The sequence below is a fragment of the Devosia sp. J20-27 genome (genome assembly GCF_055808595.1).
On the sequence record NZ_CM147875.1, the window covers coordinates 2,533,750 to 2,550,694 of the forward strand.

General features: G+C 64.5%; 14 protein-coding genes and 1 other RNA gene. 2 read left to right on the forward strand and 13 right to left on the reverse strand.

The genetic code is table 11. The features are described 5' to 3' along the window. Positions 1 to 13: 13 nt before the first annotated feature. Together AC0L4C_RS12455 and cls are read right to left on the reverse strand one after the other, a co-directional pair. A complete protein-coding gene (locus AC0L4C_RS12455) occupies positions 14 to 709 on the reverse strand; it encodes an endonuclease/exonuclease/phosphatase family protein (RefSeq protein WP_473399937.1) in 696 nt (231 codons plus the stop codon). Between the two features lie 4 nt (positions 710 to 713). Further along, the gene (cls, locus tag AC0L4C_RS12460; protein ID WP_473399938.1) at positions 714 to 2,150 is read right to left on the reverse strand and encodes a cardiolipin synthase; all 1,437 of its coding nucleotides are present in this window, start codon (positions 2,148 to 2,150) and stop codon (positions 714 to 716) included. A gap of 242 nt (positions 2,151 to 2,392) precedes the next feature. On the opposite strand from cls, the gene AC0L4C_RS12465 reads away from it, so the two are divergent. Continuing rightward, the gene (locus AC0L4C_RS12465) at positions 2,393 to 3,259 is read left to right on the forward strand and encodes a DMT family transporter (protein WP_473403515.1); all 867 of its coding nucleotides are present in this window, start codon (positions 2,393 to 2,395) and stop codon (positions 3,257 to 3,259) included. 97 nt (positions 3,260 to 3,356) lie between these two features. Here the strand turns inward: AC0L4C_RS12465 and AC0L4C_RS12470 are convergent, their stop codons facing one another. Together AC0L4C_RS12470 and AC0L4C_RS12475 are read right to left on the reverse strand one after the other, a co-directional pair. Continuing rightward, positions 3,357 to 3,674 (reverse strand): heavy metal-binding domain-containing protein, encoded by a 318-nt coding sequence (locus AC0L4C_RS12470; protein WP_473399939.1) that lies wholly within the window; start codon positions 3,672 to 3,674, stop codon positions 3,357 to 3,359. 3 nt (positions 3,675 to 3,677) lie between these two features. After that, on the reverse strand, positions 3,678 to 6,014 hold the full coding sequence (locus tag AC0L4C_RS12475; protein WP_473399940.1) for an ATP-dependent helicase: 2,337 nt from the start codon (positions 6,012 to 6,014) through the stop codon (positions 3,678 to 3,680). A gap of 211 nt (positions 6,015 to 6,225) precedes the next feature. On the opposite strand from AC0L4C_RS12475, the gene AC0L4C_RS12480 reads away from it, so the two are divergent. Beyond that, the gene (locus AC0L4C_RS12480; RefSeq protein WP_473399941.1) at positions 6,226 to 9,822 is read left to right on the forward strand and encodes an AsmA family protein; all 3,597 of its coding nucleotides are present in this window, start codon (positions 6,226 to 6,228) and stop codon (positions 9,820 to 9,822) included. Here AC0L4C_RS12480 and AC0L4C_RS12485 read toward each other — a convergent pair. The 9 genes from AC0L4C_RS12485 to AC0L4C_RS12525 form a co-directional block, all read right to left on the reverse strand. After that, positions 9,819 to 10,028, reverse strand: a complete 210-nt coding sequence (locus AC0L4C_RS12485; RefSeq protein WP_473399942.1) for a ribbon-helix-helix domain-containing protein — start codon at positions 10,026 to 10,028, stop codon at positions 9,819 to 9,821. The two genes, AC0L4C_RS12480 and AC0L4C_RS12485, sit on opposite strands and share 4 nt — an antisense overlap. Before the next feature lie 4 nt (positions 10,029 to 10,032). After that, complete coding sequence (locus AC0L4C_RS12490) at positions 10,033 to 10,494, reverse strand: SspB family protein (RefSeq protein WP_473399943.1); 462 nt, start codon at positions 10,492 to 10,494, stop codon at positions 10,033 to 10,035. A 158-nt stretch (positions 10,495 to 10,652) separates the two neighbouring features. Beyond that, positions 10,653 to 11,570: a TIM barrel protein gene (locus AC0L4C_RS12495; protein ID WP_473399944.1), complete on the reverse strand. Its 918-nt coding sequence runs from the start codon at positions 11,568 to 11,570 to the stop codon at positions 10,653 to 10,655. 21 nt (positions 11,571 to 11,591) lie between these two features. Further along, entirely contained in the window at positions 11,592 to 12,671 is a 1,080-nt protein-coding gene (locus AC0L4C_RS12500; protein ID WP_473399946.1) for an ABC transporter ATP-binding protein, read from the reverse strand. Between the two features lie 8 nt (positions 12,672 to 12,679). Continuing rightward, complete coding sequence (locus tag AC0L4C_RS12505; protein WP_473399947.1) at positions 12,680 to 13,609, reverse strand: ABC transporter permease subunit; 930 nt, start codon at positions 13,607 to 13,609, stop codon at positions 12,680 to 12,682. Between the two features lie 12 nt (positions 13,610 to 13,621). Further along, a complete protein-coding gene (locus AC0L4C_RS12510; protein ID WP_473399948.1) occupies positions 13,622 to 14,503 on the reverse strand; it encodes an ABC transporter permease subunit in 882 nt (293 codons plus the stop codon). Positions 14,504 to 14,561: 58 nt separating this feature from the next. Next, positions 14,562 to 15,902 carry an extracellular solute-binding protein gene (locus tag AC0L4C_RS12515; protein ID WP_473399949.1) on the reverse strand — a complete coding sequence of 447 codons (1,341 nt, stop codon included), beginning with the start codon at positions 15,900 to 15,902 and terminating at the stop codon, positions 14,562 to 14,564. A gap of 281 nt (positions 15,903 to 16,183) precedes the next feature. Then, positions 16,184 to 16,533, reverse strand: a transfer-messenger RNA (tmRNA) gene (gene ssrA / locus AC0L4C_RS12520). Positions 16,534 to 16,535: 2 nt separating this feature from the next. Then, positions 16,536 to 16,886: a hypothetical protein gene (locus AC0L4C_RS12525; protein ID WP_473399950.1), complete on the reverse strand. Its 351-nt coding sequence runs from the start codon at positions 16,884 to 16,886 to the stop codon at positions 16,536 to 16,538. Positions 16,887 to 16,945: the final 59 nt, after the last annotated feature.

Consider the following 16,945-nt stretch of genomic DNA (forward strand, 5'->3'; position numbering starts at 1 on the left):
GGCGTGCAGAGCGTTAAGGCAGCCTGAGGTCGGCCCAGACCGGCAGGTGGTCGGAACCACGGCGCGCCAGCACCGATTTGTGTACGCCGGTCCCCAGGACTTCGATATCGCGGCTGGTGATGATGCGGTCGAGACCGAGCATGGGACGGCGCGAGTGAAAGCTCGGGCCGGGGGCGATCACCGTGTGGTGGCGGGCGAACTGTGCGAGCGAACCGCCGTCCGGCGCCCACTGGTTGAGGTCGCCCATGATGACGGTGGGGACATTGCCTTCGAGCCGCTCGAGATAGCTGACAATGGCCCGGGCCTGCTTGATCCGGGTGGTGCCCATCAGCCCCAGATGCATGCCGATGACGCGCACGAGGTGGCGATCCAGCCGCACGTCGGCCAACACGGCGCCGCGCGGTTCGAACGAGGGCAGGTCGATGCGCCTCTGGTCGACGATCTCGATGCCCTTGCGCACCAGAATGGCATTGCCATGCCAGCCGAGGCTCTCCTCGCGGATGCCGACACGCACCGGGACATAGTCGGAATGGTCCAGAATGGTCTCGGCGGGGATGGTCGAAACGCGGGTGCCGAAGCGGCGGTCGACTTCCTGCAAGGCAACGATGTCGGCGTTGATCTCGCCCAGAATGCTCATGATCCGGTTGGGCTGGCGCTGGCGGTCGGTGCCCAGGCTCTTGCGGATATTGTACGAAGCGACTTTGATCATGGAACTAGAGGACCGGAGAAAAGAGACGGGCTGCCTGGCTGACAAAGCGTTGCAGGGCGGGTCGGGTTGCAACCTCCTTGGCGTCGACGAGGCGGCAGCATTCGAAATCGGCCAGCAGCATGGTCTCCACCGCGGTGATCATCTCCGGCGCCGTCATCCACACGGTAATCTCGAAATTGATGGCGAACGAGCGGTTGTCGAAATTGATCGACCCTACCGAGACGACCCGGTCGTCCATCAGCAGCACCTTCTGGTGCAGGAAGCCCGCAGTGTAGCGGTGGATGTGGATGCCGTGCATCACCATGGCATCGGCATGGGCGTTGCTGGCCAGCCAGACCAGCAGGTGGTCAGGCTTTTCTGGCAGCATGATGCGCACGTCGACGCCGCGCAGCACGGCCGCATAGAGCGCCGTCCGCACGTCGGTATCGGGCACGAAATAGGGGCTGACGATCCACAGCCGTTCGCGCGCCTGGGCGATGATGTCGGTATAGGCGATGGCGCAGCTCTCGACGCGGTCGGCCGGACCGGTCGCCATCACCAGGGCGGGCGTGCTGCCCGGCTCGTCGATCGTCTCGTCGGTGGCGGGCAGCACAAGTTCCTCGCCGGTCGCCCACTGCCAGTCCTCGCGCAAAATCATCGCAAAGGACATCGCCGCCGGCCCCTCCAGCCGCAGATGGGTGTCGCGCCAGCGCCGGCCGTAGCGCTTCTTCTGCCCCAGGTACTCGACCCCGACATTGAGCCCGCCGGTCCAGGCCACCTTGCCGTCGACCAGCACCACCTTGCGGTGATTGCGGTAGTTGACCCGCATCGGACCGAGGATGCGGAGCAGACGGTGGCGCTGGTTGAACCCGGCCACTCCGATTCCCGCCGCCCGCAGCCGCCGCTTGTAGCGTCCCGGGAGGTTCTGGCTGCCGACATCGTCGTAGAGCACCCAGACCGAAATGCCGGCCCTGGCGCGCTCGATCAGCGCGTCCGCCAGCCGGCGCCCGAGTGCATCGTCGCGGATCGTGTAGAACTGCACCACGACATAGCTCCTGGCCTGCGCAATCCCGGCGAAGATCGATTCGAAGGTGTCCTTGCCGTCGATGAGCAGTTCGGGGGCATTGCCCGCCAGGAACGGCGCGCCCGCCGTGCGGATCAGCACCGGCCATTCCTTGCCCGTCTCGCGATCGATGACCTGCAGCTCCTCGGCCCGGATCGGCCGGGTCAGGCGCAGCTCGAGCCGCGCCTTGGCGTAGTCGTCAAAATGCTTCCAGCCAAAGACCAGGTAGATGAAGGCGGTGGGGAAGGGCAGGAAGGCGAGCGAGGTCAGCCAGGCGATCGAGCCCTGCGAGGTGCGCGATGCCATGACCTCGCGCACGGCGCAGACGGCGGCCAGGATATAGACCGCCGCGTAGATGGCGGCGACGATATGGAGGTTGTTGGCGAGCGCTGCGAGCATGACCGAACATAGAGCCGGACTTGCGGGCGCGCGCAAGCGCAAGAACGATCGTTCAGATGACGTTCATCAAGGTGGCGAAATCGCGGCGCTTGCGTCGCGGAGCCAATCGGCCGATGCTTGGGCTCCAACCTGACTCACCGAAATCCGTCGTGCCAAACTCTCCTCTGCTCAATCCGCCTGGCCAGTCTAACCCACTGACCGGCATCGGCTTTAAGGTCGCCTCTGTCTGCGTCTTCGTCTGCATGGCGTCGTTGCTCAAGGCCTCGCAGGGCGTTCCGTCGGGGCAGCTGGTGTTCTTCCGCTCGTTCTTCGCAATTATCCCCGTCGTGGTCTATCTCACCTATCGCCGCGAGCTACTGGCCGGGATCAAGACCAAGCACCCGATCAGCCATATCTGGCGGGGACTTATCGGCAGCGGCGGCATGGGATTCGGCTTCTATGCACTGACCAAGCTGCCTTTGCCGGAAACCACGGCAATTCAATATGCCTCGCCGCTGCTGATCGTCATTTTCAGCGCCCTGTTCATGGGCGAAGTGGTGCGCCTCTATCGCTGGGGCGCGGTGCTGATCGGGCTGGTTGGGGTGCTGATCATTCTCTGGCCGCGACTCAGCTTCCTGACCGGCGGCCTGGCCGATGCGTCGGAGGCCTCCATCGGCGCGATTGCGGCGCTGATCTCGTCCTGCTTTGCGGCCGTCGCCATGATGCTGGTGCGGCGCCTGGTGCAGACCGAGCGCTCCGCCACGATTGTCCTCTATTTCTCCATTTCCTCAAGCGTTGTCGGGCTGTGCACGATCCCCTTCGGCTGGGTCATGCCCAATACCGAGCAGCTGATCTTCATGGTCGGCGCCGGCATTGCCGGGGGCATCGGACAGATCCTGCTGACCGAATCCTACCGGCATGCGGAAATGAGCGTGGTGGCGCCGTTCGAATATACCTCGCTGCTGATCGCCGTCGCCGTGGGCTATTTCGTCTTCCAGGACGTGCCGACGATGTCGATGCTGATCGGCGGCGTGATCGTTGTCTCTGCAGGCATTTTCATCGTCTATCGCGAGCACAAGCTGGGCATCGACCGCCGCAAGGCCAACGAAGTGAGTACGCCGCAGGGCTAGAGTTATCCTCCCCCCTTCACCGCGGCACGATATTGGTGGCGTTCCGTCGTTGTGACGGTCCGATAAAGGTGGGAGAACGAAACGAATGTATCGGGTTCTAGAACCTGACTGCGGTGCCCGATACCGAGACCATCAGCATCGAGCCGCCCTGGCCCACGACTTCGTAGTCGATATCGATGCCCACCACTGCGTTGGCGCCGAGGCGGTTGGCTTCGATCTCGAGTTCGGCGAAGGCCTCGCGCCGGGCGCTGCGCAGGGTCGATTCATATGCGCCGGCGCGGCCGCCGACGATATCGCGGATGCCGGCGAACAGGTCCTTGAAGATATTGGCGCCGACGATCACCTCGCCGGTGACGACGCCCAGATATTCACGGATCTGGTGGCCTTCGAGGGTGGGGGTGGTGGAAACGATCATGGGTCAACCCTTTGAAACAAAGCTGTCGAGAACCTTCTTCCGGCCGGCCTTTTCGAACTCGATGGTGAGTTTGTTGCCTTCCAGCTGCTGGATGGTGCCGTAGCCGAACTTCATGTGGAAGACGCGCTCGCCGACCGAGTAGGCCGAGCCGCGGCCGTCGTCGACCGAGCGGGCCACCAGTTCGCCGTCGATGGTCAGCGGGCCGGCACCGCGGCGGCTGGCCTGGTTGGCCTGGGCGCGCTTCCAGCCGGGGGTCTCGTAGAGGCTGTCGAACGGATCGGCATTGGAAAAGCGCGAGCTGGAGCGGCCGCCATAGCCATAGCCGCCATAGGCCGAGCCGGTGTCCTTGACCTCGACCACCTCGGCCGGCAGTTCGTCGACAAAGCGCGACGGGATGGCTGACTGCCAGAGGCCGTTGATGCGGCGGTTCTGCGCAAAGAACAGCCGCAGCCGCTTGCGGGCCCGGGTCAGCCCGACATAGGCGAGGCGCCGTTCCTCCTCGAGGCCGGCGCGGCCGCTCTCGTCCAGCGTCCGCTGGCTGGGAAACAGTCCTTCCTCCCAGCCGGGCAGGAAGACGGTGTCGAACTCGAGGCCCTTGGCCGAGTGCAGCGTCATGATCGACACGGCATCGTTGGTTTCGCCGGTGTCGCGGTCCATCACCAGCGCGATGTGCTCGAGGAACCCGGCGAGGTTCTCGAACTCTTCCATCGAGCGCACGAGTTCCTTGAGGTTTTCGAGCCGGCCGGGGCTGTCAGGCGACTTGTCGTTTTGCCACATCTCGGTGTAGCCGGACTCGTCGAGGATCTGCTGGGCCAGCTCGGCATGGTTCACCGTCCGTGCCAGATCGCTCCAGTTGTCGAACTGGGCGACGAGGTCGCGCAGTGTCGAGCGCTGCCGCGGTTTCAGGTCCTCGGTCTCGATCAGCATACGGATGGCGTTGAGCAGGGTGACGTTCTGCGACCTTGCCGTCTGCACGAGGAATGACAGCGTCGTGTCGCCCAGCCCGCGCTTGGGCGTATTGATGATGCGTTCGAGCGCCAGGTCGGAGGCCGGATTGGCGACGACGCGCAGATAGGCGATGGCATCGCGGATTTCGAGGCGCTCATAAAAGCGCGGGCCGCCGATGACGCGGTGGTTCAGGCCCAGGGTGATGAAGCGCTCTTCGAGCGCACGCATCTGGTGGGAGGCCCGGACGAGGATGGCCATGTCGTTGAGCCTGGCGCCCTGCAACTGGAACTGCTCGATCTCCTCACCGATCTGCCGCGCTTCCTCCTCGGAATCCCAGACCGAGGTGACGCCGACCAGATCGCCCTTTTCGCCGACATCGGTCTGCAGGGTCTTGCCCAGCCGCCCCTCATTGTGGGCGATCAGGTGGCTGGCCGCGGCCAGGATATTGGAGGTCGAGCGGTAGTTGCGCTCCAGCCGGATCACCTTGGCGCCCGGAAAATCCTTCTCGAAACGCAGGATGTTGTCCACTTCGGCGCCGCGCCAGCCATAGATCGACTGGTCGTCGTCGCCGACGACGCAGACATTGGCTTCCGACGCCGGCTTGCCCTGCGCCAGCAGGCGCAGCCACAGGTACTGGGCAACGTTGGAGTCCTGGTACTCGTCGACGAGGATATATCTGAAGCGGTGATGGTACTCGGCGAGGACGCCGGGGTTCTCCCGGAACAGCCGGATGCATTCGAGCAGCAGGTCGCCGAAATCAACGGCGTTCAGTGTCTTCAGCCGCGCCTGATAGTCGGCGTAGAGCTTGGCGGCCCGGCCGTTGGCATAGACGCCCGCCTCGGCCGCGGAAATGTCCTTGGGCAGCAGGCCGCGGTTCTTCCAGTTGTCCATCATGCCGGCGAACTGCCGGGCCGGCCAGCGCTTCTCGTCGATGTTTTCGGCTGCCAGCAACTGCTTGATCAGCCGGATCTGGTCGTCGGTATCGAGAATGGTGAAGTCATTGCGCAGTCCGACCAGCTCGGCGTGGCGTCGCAGCATGCGTGCGCCGATGGAGTGGAAGGTGCCCAGCCACGGCATGCCCTCGACGGTCGAGCCGACGAGGTGGGCGATGCGTTCCTTCATTTCCCGCGCGGCCTTGTTGGTGAAGGTCACCGACAGGATCTCGGAGCCGCGCGCCCTGCGGGTGGTGAGGATATGCGCAATGCGCGTCGTCAGAACGCGGGTCTTGCCGGTGCCGGCGCCCGCCAGCACCAGCAGCGGTCCGTCGATGCTGAGGACTGCGTCGCGCTGTTCTTCGTTCAGACCCTTCAGATAATCGGCTGCCGGCCGGCCGAGTTGGCTCGTGATCGGACCCGCGGAAGGGCGTTCAAGGCGGTGCGGGTCTGCAGGCATCGGGGATTGACGAATCTCTTTTTGTTCTCGTCGGTCAATATAGGGATGCGGGCCGGCAATGTATATGCGCGGGGCCGACTGCGGCGCGACGGGTTGGCGCCGGCTTGTTGCGGGTTTGTCACAGAGTTCGGGGGTGTGCTCCCCTTTGCAGCGTGACGGGGACACGCAAGCTGCCTACACTTGAAGGACTTACGGGAGATTCCTTGGTGCCGTGCTGAACCGGCTTTTCATCATTGTCGGGCTCATCGCCATCCTGGCGCTTGGCGCAGCGTTCGTGGTCCCCAATTTCATCAATTGGGACGACTACCGCGACCGCATGCAGGCGCTCGCCAGCGAGACGCTGGGGGCGCCGGTCGAGATCACCGGCGAGATCAGGTTCACCCTGCTGCCGCAGCCACAGCTCAATTTCTCCAAGGTTTTGGTGGGCAGCGTCGAAGAACCGGTGATGACGGTCGAGCAGGTGGAAGCCCGCTTCTCCCTCGTCGACTTCTTCCGGGATCGCTATGCGCTGACCAAGCTCGAGCTCAACAAGCCCGTCTTCGATCTCCGTCTCGATGCCAATGGCCAGCTGGAAACGATGGTGACGCTGGCCGAGGGCGTCTCGAATTCCACTGTCTCGGTGGCCAGTGCGCAGATCGTCGACGGCACGGTCAGTCTGGCCGATGGCCGCACGGGCGAGGCCTTCTCGGCCAGCAATGTCGATGGCGAACTGAGGATCGAGGCCGTCGACGGCCCTTTCAGCTTCCAGGGGACGGGTGACTATCGCGGCACCAGCTACAGCGTTCGCCTGGGTTCTGGCAGGATCGAACCCGACAGCGCCCCGCAGATCTCGCTCTTCGTGCAACCGCCCGACCAGCGCTTCTCCCTGACGGCCGACGGCAATCTGCAGCTGGGCGGCGCGCCCAGCTTTGCTGGCTCCATGACCTATCGCCAGGCACCGGCCAAGCCGGCCGCCGACCAGCCGATTGATGCCGGCAGGGGCGATCTGGTCATCGTCAGCAAGGTCGAGGCCAATGCCGACCGTATCCTCTTGTCCGACTACACCGTCACGCCCGACGAAAACCGCGTGGCGACGCGGCTGCTCGGCGCGGCCGAAATCAAGCTGGGGGCAGGGCGCAGTTTCAACGCCGTGATCTCGGGCACCGCCCTCGCCTTGCCGCCGCGCGACGCGACGGTGGAAAGCGCTGTTACGCCATACGAACTGGTGCGTCTGCTGGGCGAGCTGTCGATTCCGCCTTATCCGGGGCTGCCCGGGACCATTGGCGTCGACATCGCCGAGATCAATCTGCGCGCCGTGAGCCTGCGCAATGTGCGGCTGGACGCCGAGGCGAGGGATGGCAACTGGCAGATCAACGGCTTTTCCGCGCAACTGCCGGGCAATACCTCGGTGGCGTTCACGGGCGCATTGCGGACGGTCAACAGCCGGCCCAACTATTCCGGGCGGCTGACACTGAGGACGCAGCGGCTTGCCGCCCTTGCAGAGCTCTGGCGCAAGCCGGCCGAGGGCAATCCGCTGCTTGGCATGGACGGCGCCCTGACGGCCGACGTCTCGCTGGTCGGGGAGACGCTGTCGATCAGCAACGGCGCCTTCTCGCTCGACGGGGTCGAGCACGCGGTGGCCGCCGAGATCGGCTTTGGCTCCACCAGCCGCCACCTCAATGTCACCGCGCAGTTCGCCGCCATGACGGCGGACCAGAGCGTCGCGCTCGGCGCGCTGATGCCTGAACTCAGTGATGGCGGCGCCTTTGCCCTGACCTTTCCCAAAGGTCGATTCGATGTGGCACTGCCGAGCGCTACGGTCTTTGATCTGAAAGCCACCAACCTGGCGGTGGCCGGCTCGTGGGAGGGCGGCGTCGTGGTGGTGGACCGGCTCGCTGCCGACGATCTCGGTGGCGCCACGTTCGATGCCCGATTGACGGCGTTCGGCTCCTTCGAAAAGCCGGAACTCTCGGGTGTCGCTTCGCTGCAGATCCTCTCGGCAGGGTCGCCGGCGCTGGCAAGGATTTTCGATCTCACCAGGGCACCCGAGGGTGTGCGCAGCTATCTGGCCCGTTCGGCGCCCGCCGACCTCATGCTCACTCTCGATGCCCCGAGCGGCGAGGGCGGGCAGGCCCTGGCCATCACCGGTACGGCGGCCACCGCGACGGTGAAGCTCGATGCCAAGGTCAGTGCCGGGTTCCTGCGGGCTCTCGGTGGTCCCTTGTCCTTCAATCTCGATCTGCGCTCCGATGATGCGGCGGCGATGACGGCCCAACTCGGGCTCGGCGATCTCAGCCTCACCCCCGACGACCAGCCGATGCATGCGGTGGCCATTGTCGAGGGCACGCCCTCCAACAGCCTCGAGGCGACGCTCCGCATCGAGGGGGGCGCCGATTCCATCGGCTTTGCCGGCAATGTCGTGGTGACCGATCCCGACCGGCTGACCGGCAATGGCAATATCAAGGCGACGCTTACCGACCTGTCGGCGCTGACCGACAGCCTCGGCGCCGGCGGCATTGCCGTACCGCCTGTGACCGGCAGCGCGCATGTCGAGTTCATCGGCACGTCCAGCCTGCTGCTCGAACAGATTTCGGCCACCTCCGGCGGCCAGCAGTTCAGCGGTTCGCTGTCGCTGAGCGAGACGGCAGCCAGCCGCTCGGTCACCGGCAAGCTGCAGATCGGGCGCTTCGACCCGGCCAGCCTGCTGGGCGTGGTGGCCGGGCGGCAGGCCCTGCTGCCGATCGAAGGGCAGGTCTGGGTCGCCGGGCCATTCGATACGGGGTTTGCGGCGCGGACGACCTCGGGTCGCATCTCGATCTCGTCGCCGGCCGTGGTGATCGATGGCAAGGACGTGATCACCGACGCCACGTTCGACCTGGACTGGGATGCGACAAATACGCGGATCCGGCAGTTTGCCGGCATTGTCGGCGGCGGGCAGACGACGTTCGATGCCAGCATCTGCTGCGCCGGTCCGCTTTCCGACAAGCGGGTCAATGGCCGGATGACGCTGAGCGGGGTTGAACTCGATGCGGTGGTGCCGGACGTGATTGCCGATGCCCTGGGTGGCAAGCTCGACGCGGCCGCACAGTTCGAGGCGACCGGCGGCGACCTGCAGTCGATCTTTGCCGCGATGACCGGGCAGGGGAGCTATGCCATCGACGGTCTGCGGATCGAACGCCTCGATCCCCAGGCCTTCGCTGCGGCTGCCGCGCTGGAAAATGTGCTCGACACCGATGCCGCCGTGCTCGAGACCTCGCTGCGCGAGACGCTCGACGACGCGCCGTTCCAGGCGGCCACGGTCAATGGCAGTTTCACCATCGCGGGCGGCGTCATCCGCAGCCCCAACCTCGCCATTGTCGAGGACGCGGCACGGCTCTTCGGCAGCACGTCACTGTCGCTAGCTGACCTTGGGCTTGCCGGCGGCTTTGTCATGACGCCGACGGCAGCCGCCACGGCCGGCCAGACGGCGGCCTCGGCAGCTCAGATCGCCCTGTCGCTGGGCGGCACGCTGATGGCGCCGGAGCGCGATTTCAATGTCGCCGGCATGATCGACGCGATGAAGGCGCAGGCACTGGAACTGGAAGTGGCGCGGCTCGAAAAGCTGCGGGCCGAGGACGAGGCCCGCCGTCAGGCGGCTGCCGAGGAACGGGCCCGTATCGAAGCCGAGGAGGCGGAACAGCGCGCCGCCGCGGCGGCGATCCAGAAGGCGGCCGACGAAGCTGCCGCAAAGAAGCGCGAAGAGGAGGCGGCCCGCCGCCGCGCCGAGGAAGAGCGCCAGCGCCAGCAGCAGACCGATATCCTGGGTCCACTGGACCTCGGGATCAACTAAGCGCTGCCGTCCCGGTAGAACTGCAGCACGGCGACGCGCAGAGACGACGACAGGTTTCTGCCCTCGCGCGTTTCATCGATCTCGCGGATCAACGCCGTCATCGCAAGCTCGCGCGCCGCGGCCAGCGCCTCGAGGCCGGCCCAGAATTCCGGCTCGAGCGCGATGCTCGTGCGGTGACCGGCAATGCTCAGGGATCGTTTCTGCAAGGCCTCAGGGCTTCTTGCGGAAGCTGTCCAGGCTGACGACCTTCTCGCCGCCATTGTCGTCGGGCGGCGGTTCCTCGGGATTGTCCGGCTCGTCATTGGCCGGGCTCTCGTCGGTGACGTCGAAACGCAGCGCGAACTGAACCGAGGGATCGAAGAAGCCTTTGAGGGCCGAGAACGGAATCGCCAGGTTCTCGTGCTGGCCATCGAACGACAGGCCGACCTCGAAGCCGGTCTCGCTGACCTTCAGGTCCCAGTACTGATTCTGCAGCACGATGGTCATTTCCTTGTCGTACTGGTCCAGCAGCCGCTGGCTCATGCGCACGCCGGGGGCGTGGGTGACAAAGGAGATGAAGAAGTGGTGCTCGCCCGGCAGGCCGGTCTTGACCACTTCGGACAGAACCTTGCGGACAACACCACGCAGCGCTTCCTGGGCCAGAATGTCGTAGCGGATGAGGTCTTCAGGCATGAAACGGGCGGTCCGGACGAGTTTGGGAATCCTGGACAGCATAAGAGCCCGAGTGGCCAAGCAGTTTCAAGGAGAAAGCATGCAAATGCAGGCGTGAGTTGTCGCACGCTGCCGGCCGGTGGTCGATGTGACCCACCGGCCGGCCGGGTCAGGGCGCTCTACTGGGCTGCGACGGCGGTCGCAGCGGCGCTGTTGAGCTCGATCAGGTTGCGGGCGCGTTCAAGGCTTGCCGGCTGTTCGGCGCGGTAGCGGCGGCCGATCTCCATCATCAACACCGTGCCGGGCAGGAAGCTGAGTTCGGAGAAGATGTCTTCCCAGGCGATATCGCCCCAGCCGAGCGGCATGTGCAGGTCGCCCACGCCCATCGCCGTGTTCTCCTGCGGGTGGTACGGCTTGTAGAAACCCTGCGGGCGGCCGAAGGAATCATGAACGTGCAGATGGCCGGCAACCGGCGCCATGGCACGGAGCTGGGCCCGGAAATCGAGGCCACGATAGGTGCTCTCGATATAGGCATGGCTGAAATCGATCAGCGCGACGACGTGCGAGTGGTTCACCGCCTTGACCGTCTCGGCGACCGCGGCAGGCGTCTGGCGATACTGGCCCGGCTCGGTGGTGAAGATGTTCTCCAGCGCGATGCGCACGTCGCGGGTCTTGGCATGGTCCGCCAGCTGCACCAGGGCCTCGCGCTCACGGCTGTCGGCCTGCTGGCGCTGGTGGATGTCGTCGGCGCGCAACGCTCCGCCGTGCTGGACCAGTACGCGCGCGCCGATGCGGTCGCATACATCGACCAGCGCCTTGGCCGCATCGAGCTGATAGCCGAGGGTCGGCTGGTCCATGAAGTTGGACGAGACGAGGCCGTGCACGGTGTAGCGGAAATCGAATTGCGAGGTCAGTGACACCAGGCGCTCGATGCGCTCGGGAATGATGCGGCCGCCGGCGACGAGATCGAGGCTGGTGACGCCGATCTCGACAGTATCGCAGCCGATCTCGGCCAGCGCCCGCAGGTCAGCCTCGAGAGTGGTGAATTCGCCGTCGTCCGAACCGGCGTTGAAGCCCGTGCCGATGATATTGCTCATGGGAAGTCTCCTGGTTGAGGATCAGTGCGTGTCGAGCCGCTTGCCGTTCTCGATCGAGAAGGCGTGCAGGGCGTCCTGGCCGATGGTCAGATGCAGTTGAGTGCCGGTCGGGATCTCGCCGGTCGAGTTGTCCAGCGCGACGATACGGCTGCCGCTGGCGTCGGCATGAATGAGGCGTCCCGAACCCAGTTCCTCGACATAGTCGACGACGGCCGGGATGGCGCCGGCAGTGCCGGCATGGGTGCGCCTTACCGACTCGGGGCGAACCCCGAGCACCATCTTGAGGCCCGGACGGCGGACACCGTTCAGCTGTTCGACCCGCATGCGGCCGCCGCTGCCATGCACAAAGAGCCCGTCGGCATCGAACTCGCCTTCGAACAGGTTCATGGCGGGAGAACCGATGAAGTCGGCGACGAAGCGGCTTGCCGGGTGATTGTAAACATCGACCGGACGACCGATCTGCTCGACATTGCCGGCGTTCATGATGATCAACTTGTCGGCCAGCGTCATGGCCTCGGTCTGGTCGTGGGTGACGAAGACCGAGGTGACACCGAGCTGGCGGTGCAGCTTGCGGATTTCCGAGCGCATGGCGACGCGCAGCTTGGCGTCGAGATTGGACAGCGGCTCGTCAAAGAGAAAGACCTTGGGCTCGCGGATGATGGCCCGCGCCATGGCAACGCGCTGGCGCTGGCCGCCCGAGAGCTGGCCCGGCTTGCGGTCCAGATAGTCGGTGAGGCCGACCGACCGGGCCGTGACCTCGACCTTGGCCATGCGCTCCGGCTTGCGGACGCCGGCAACCTTGAGCGCATAGCCGATGTTCTCGGCAACGGTCATGTGCGGGTAGAGCGCATAGTTCTGGAACACCATGGCGCAGCCCCGCTCGCGCGGCTCGAGCTTGTTGACGATGGTGTCGCCGATGGCGATCTCGCCGGTGGTGATGTCCTCGAGTCCGGCAATCATGCGGAGCAGGGTGGACTTGCCGCATCCGGAGGGCCCGAGGATGACGACAAACTCGCCTTTCTCGATCTCGAGACTGACATCGGTCATCACCGTGGTCTTGCCGTAAGTCTTGCCAACGTTGCGAATAGAGATCTCGGCCATGAACTGTCTCACTTGTCTGTGTTGATGAGGCCGCGCACGAACCAGCGCTGCATGAGGACGACGACGAGGATAGGGGGGACCATCACGGCCAGGGTGGCGGCCATGGCGTAGTGCCAGGTCGGCGTTCCGCCGCCAGTTGTCAGGGCATCCGGCACCAGGTCTGAGAGCTGCACCACCACCATGCCGTAATTCGCGCGGTCGGTGATGATCAGCAGCGGCCAGAGGTACTGGTTCCAGGCGTAGACGAACATGATCGTCGCCAGCGCCGCGATGTTGGTCTTGGAGAGCGGGATCAGTGTATCGAGCAGGAAGCGGATGGGACCGGCACCGTCCATCTGTGCCGCCTCGACCAGTTCATCGGGGATGGTGAGGAAGAATTGCCGGTAGAGGAAGGTGCCGGTGGCGGTGGCGACCAGCGGCAGGATCAGCCCGGTGTAGGAATTGAGCAGGTTCCACTCGAGCGAGATCTGGATGCCGGAGAGGGTGTTGACCAGCCAGGTGATGCCGAGCGTGTCCATGATGATCTGGAACGGCGCCAGCGCATTGGCGGCAACGGCGTAGGTGGGCACGATGCGCACTTCGAGTGGCAGCATGAGGGTAATGAAGATGCACCAGAACAGCAGCATGCGGCCGCGATAGTTGAAGAACACCAGGCTGAACGCCGTGATGCAGGCCAACGTCACCTTGCCCACGACCACGCCGATGGCGACGATGAAGGTATTGAGGAACTTCGGTCCGAAGTCCGAGAGTTGCCAGGCGGTGACGAGATTGGTCCAGAGCTGGTCGCCGGGCCAGAGCTCGACTGGTGCCGAGTTGACGGCGGTCAGCGTGTGGGTTGCCGCAACAAAGGCGATCCAGATCGGAAACAGGATCAGGACGAGACCGGTCAGCAGGATGACGTGGGTCGCAATGTTGAGGATGGGCGTGCGTTCGATCATGTCGGTCGGGCCTCAGGTATAGTGCACGCGCTTCTCGACGTAGCGGAACTGAACGAAGGTCAGTGCCATCACGAGAAACATGAGAATGATCGATTGGGCGGCGGCGCCGGAGTAGTCGAAGCCGCGGAAGCCGTCGGCGTAGATCTTGTAGACCATCAGGTCAGTGGCCCGGAACGGACCGCCGCCGGTGAGCGTGTCGACAATGCCGAAGCTGTCGGTGAAGCTGTCGGTGATATTGATCACGATCAGGAAGAAGATCGTCGGCGTCAGCAGCGGCAGTTGCAGGTCGATCATGCGGCGCAGCGGGCGCGCGCCATCCATGGCCCCGGCCTCGATCAGGCTGCGGGGGATCGACTGCAAGGCAGCGAGAAAGAAGATGAAGCTGTAGGCGACGTGCTTCCAGGCACCGGCGATCACAATGGTCAGGACGGCTTGCCAGCTGACCTGCGTCGGGTCCCAGAGATTGGGCATGATGACGTTGAGAAATGACAGGATGCCGGCGTTCGGATTGAAGACGAAACGAAAGGCGAGACCAACGGCCGGGGCAGCGATCGCGTAGGGCCAGATCATGGCGACGCGGTAGGCCTTGAAGCCAGTCAGTTGCCGGTCGACGAAGACCGCGAGCGTCAGGGCCATGACCATGGCCAGAGCCGTGGTGGCGACTGCGTAGATGACGGAAACCTGGACCGACGACCAATAATAGGGGTCCGAGAGCACTTTCTGGAAGTTCTCGAGGCCCACCCAGGTGTTGCCGCCGCCCCAAGGCTGTTCGAGCGTGAACGCCCAGTAGAGGGCCTGAGCCGAGGGCCAGTAGAAGAACACGAAAATGATCAGGAGCTGTGGCGCGATCAGCGCAGCTGCCACCCAACTGGTCTTGAAATAGGCGCGTCGCATCTGAGTCTCCGAAAGGGAGCGGGCGCGGCGGTTGTCGCCGCGCCCCCCGAGGTTTGACTTACGGGAAGGACTTGCCCGGGTAGGTCTTGGCGAAGCGGGCCAGCAGATCGTTGCCACGCGAGGCAGCGGTATCGAGGGCTTCCTTCATGGTCTTCTGGCCAGCCAGCGCGGCTTCGACTTCAGACTGCCATTCGGCGCGGATCTGGATGAAGCTGCCCAGGCGGATGCCGCGGGTGAGCGGGCCCGGCTCGGTGAAGGTGAGCGACTTGATGGCGACCTCACGACCCTTGTAGGGGGCCTTGTCATAGAAGCCCTTGGCGACGAGTGCGTCGAAGCCGGCCTTGGTCACCGGGATGTAGCCGGTGTTGGAGGCCCAGAACTCTTCTGACTCGGGGGTTGCGAGGAAGGCGAGGTAGGCCGCGGCGGCCTTGTACTCTTCGTCCGACTTGCGCGACAGCACCCAGAGGGAGGCGCCGCCCACGACGGTGTTGTGGCGCTCGAAGCCTTCGTAGACCGGGATCATCTGCACGTCCCAGCTCAGCTCGGCCGGGGCCAGCTTGCCGACGGTGGCGTGGTCAGCGATCGAGGAGAAGAACATGGAGCATTCGCCCTCGAGGAAGCTGTCGCGCGCGGACTTGCCCGACTGAGCGGTGCGGATCATGAGGTAGCCCTCGTCGATCCAGCGCTTGATGTTTTCCATGTGAGCGACGTGCTGCGTGCTGTTGAATTCGAGCGTGGTGTCCAGGCCGTCATAGCCATTGTTGTTGGACGCCACCGGCACGTTGTGGACCATCGAGAACTGCTCGAGGTCGATCCAGCTGGAGGGTGCATAGGCAAGGCTGCAGGCCTGGCCGGAATCCTTGAGCGACTTGAAAGCGGCTTCCATGCCCTCCCAGGTGGTCGGGGCTTCGGCAATGCCGGCTTTCTCGAACTGGGCCTTGTTGTAATAGTAGACCGGGGTCGAGGAATTGAAGGGCATCGAGAAGAAATCGCCATTCGAGGCGGCGTAGTAGTTGGCGATGCCGGGGAAGTAGTTGGCCCAGTCGACCTGGACGTCAGCGTCTTCCATCAGCTTCTTGACCGGGTAGAACTCACCCGAGAGCATCAGGTCAGCGGTGCCGGCATCGAAGGACTGCACGATGGTGGGGTGCTTGCCGGCGCGGAAGGCCGCGATGGTATTCTGCACGGCCTTCTCGTAGCCGTCCTGGCCAACGCACACAGCTTCATACTGATCCTGGCTGGCGTTGAAGCGGTTGCAGGTCTCGAGCACGATGCCGCCGAGATCGCCGGTCAGGCCGTACCAGTATTCGAACTTGGTTTTCTGGGCAGAGGCGGGCGCCGTCATAAGCGCGGTCGAAGTGGCGGCCAATGCCACGGTGAGCAGCCAGTTGAGTTTCATCGCATATCTCCTGAAGCGTCGCCGGCCCTCGCCAGCGGCGTCTCTGGTAGTCAGCAGATGTGACAATTGGCTCTCATGGCCGTGAACCGGCGATGACGTTTCGACGTCACTTTGATGAAAGCGATAATATCATGATGGCAAGCATTGCGATGTCATCGCGGCGACACCTGCAAGGCATAGGCAACCCGGCTGGACCTCACGCATCCGACAAGATGTGGCTGGATATGAAGGCGCGGCGTCTCGTTTCGCGGGTGCGGTGCAGAGGTCGGAGAGGGGAGTTAAGTGCAGGCTTCTGTTGCCAGGTGCCTGCGAACCCCGCCTGTCGCCCGGCTAGGGGCGGAGGACTTAAATTCCCAGTGCTAGCACCGCTTACGCGGCGAGAGCGACCGGAGCCTTAGAGTTGTCATTGGCAACTATAAGTTTTGGTCCGATATCGGCGGTACCATGCCGAGCGAAAACACACCCTTTACGCCCTCGTCGATCCTGTTTCGCCCCCTCAGGTCCCGTGAGGGAATGGTGGAGGCGCCGGGTACTGCCCCCGGGTCCGATGGGTTTATTATGATGGCAATTTATCGCCATAGCCGTTGCCGGCACGCTCAATATAGGTGCGCCGGCACGCAGATGCAAACCCGATCAGGTGCCGGCCATGATGTCGACCGGACCCTGCTTCCTGAAGCTGCCGGGTCGGGTTTTCGGCCAGGGGGCGACGAGGCCCGGCTTGATCACCGCGCCGCGCGGCAGATCGGCAGCGGAAGCGGTCGGAGAAGCCTGCGGGCTGTCGGCAGGCCGTGTTGCGGTGCCCATGGCCTGAGCCACGATGCCCGCCACGCAGGCGTCGAGCACCTTGCCGCGGGCTTCCATGTAGCCGCTCGGCGAAAACTGGGCCGGAATCTCGTCGTCGTCGACAGCCGCAACCGTCAGCCGCCGCTGCTTGTCGGGGTCCCGAGTGGCCCAGTCGTAGCCAAGCCGGAGGGTGTCAGCCATGGCCGAAGCTTCGGGGCCGCTGATAACGTTGGATTCGGCTCGCACCGCTCGCGTCAGGC

Excerpts from the sequence above, each read along its gene's own strand:
- AC0L4C_RS12455 (WP_473399937.1), bottom strand. The coding sequence starts at position 709 with ATGATCAAAGTCGCTTCGTACAATATCCGCAAGAGCCTGGGCACCGAC.
- cls (WP_473399938.1), bottom strand. The coding sequence starts at position 2,150 with ATGCTCGCAGCGCTCGCCAACAACCTCCATATCGTCGCCGCCATCTAC.
- AC0L4C_RS12465 (WP_473403515.1), top strand. The coding sequence starts at position 2,393 with ATGGCGTCGTTGCTCAAGGCCTCGCAGGGCGTTCCGTCGGGGCAGCTG.
- AC0L4C_RS12470 (WP_473399939.1), bottom strand. The coding sequence starts at position 3,674 with ATGATCGTTTCCACCACCCCCACCCTCGAAGGCCACCAGATCCGTGAA.
- AC0L4C_RS12475 (WP_473399940.1), bottom strand. The coding sequence starts at position 6,014 with ATGCCTGCAGACCCGCACCGCCTTGAACGCCCTTCCGCGGGTCCGATC.
- AC0L4C_RS12490 (WP_473399943.1), bottom strand. The coding sequence starts at position 10,494 with ATGCCTGAAGACCTCATCCGCTACGACATTCTGGCCCAGGAAGCGCTG.
- AC0L4C_RS12495 (WP_473399944.1), bottom strand. The coding sequence starts at position 11,570 with ATGAGCAATATCATCGGCACGGGCTTCAACGCCGGTTCGGACGACGGC.
- AC0L4C_RS12500 (WP_473399946.1), bottom strand. The coding sequence starts at position 12,671 with ATGGCCGAGATCTCTATTCGCAACGTTGGCAAGACTTACGGCAAGACC.
- AC0L4C_RS12505 (WP_473399947.1), bottom strand. The coding sequence starts at position 13,609 with ATGATCGAACGCACGCCCATCCTCAACATTGCGACCCACGTCATCCTG.
- AC0L4C_RS12510 (WP_473399948.1), bottom strand. The coding sequence starts at position 14,503 with ATGCGACGCGCCTATTTCAAGACCAGTTGGGTGGCAGCTGCGCTGATC.
- AC0L4C_RS12515 (WP_473399949.1), bottom strand. The coding sequence starts at position 15,902 with ATGAAACTCAACTGGCTGCTCACCGTGGCATTGGCCGCCACTTCGACC.
- AC0L4C_RS12525 (WP_473399950.1), bottom strand. The coding sequence starts at position 16,886 with ATGGCTGACACCCTCCGGCTTGGCTACGACTGGGCCACTCGGGACCCC.